The organism is Cupriavidus yeoncheonensis (genome assembly GCF_905397275.1).
Lineage (GTDB): Bacteria > Pseudomonadota > Gammaproteobacteria > Burkholderiales > Burkholderiaceae > Cupriavidus > Cupriavidus yeoncheonensis.
The window spans coordinates 1-620 of record NZ_CAJPUY010000086.1 but is presented as its reverse complement, the minus strand read 5'-3'; the positions used below and the strand labels follow the sequence as shown (position 1 = coordinate 620).

1 protein-coding gene is annotated in these 620 nt (G+C 62.1%); it reads left to right on the top strand.

All coding sequences use genetic code 11. The features are described 5' to 3' along the window. Nucleotides 1–116: 116 nt before the first annotated feature. The coding region (locus tag KHO22_RS32385) for a helix-turn-helix domain-containing protein (RefSeq protein WP_211951272.1) at nt 117–620 on the top strand (504 nt) is incomplete at its 3' end.

The window sequence follows — 620 nt, the reverse complement described above, 5'->3', positions numbered from 1 at the left end:
GGTACGGTTCACCCACATAGGTAACAGAACAGTTCAAGCACATAGGTAACAGTTTTCTACGCTGCATGGGCGACTGCCACCGGGAGATGCCCATGCCCTGGAGTGAGCTCAAACCTATGGAACAACGACTGTTGTTTGTTGCCGATCACCTGCATGGCACGGACAGTGTCAGTGCGCTGTGCGAGCGTTACGGCATCAGCCGCAAGACGGGCTACAAATGGATCGAGCGGTACACCAGCGAAGGTTTTGCCGGCCTGGCTGACCGTAGCCGCTGCAGGCATGGCCAGGAGCGGATTGCCTATTCGATCCGCGAGGCGATTCTGGAGCTTCGCGGGCGTGGCGGCATGGAGTTGGGGGCCAAGAAGATCCAGAAGCGCCTGGCAGAGCGATTTGGCGAGGCCGAGGTGCCCTCGCGCACGACCATCTACAACGTTCTGAAGGCGGCGGGCAGGATCGAGCCGCGGCACAAGCGGCGGCGTGTGGCACGGTATGGCACGCCACTGCGCTCGCCGCGCGAGCCCAACGGGCTCTGGAGCGCGGACTTCAAGGGGCAATTCCTGACCGCCGATCAGTGCTGGTGCTATCCGCTCACGGTGATGGACCACGCCAGCCGTTACCTG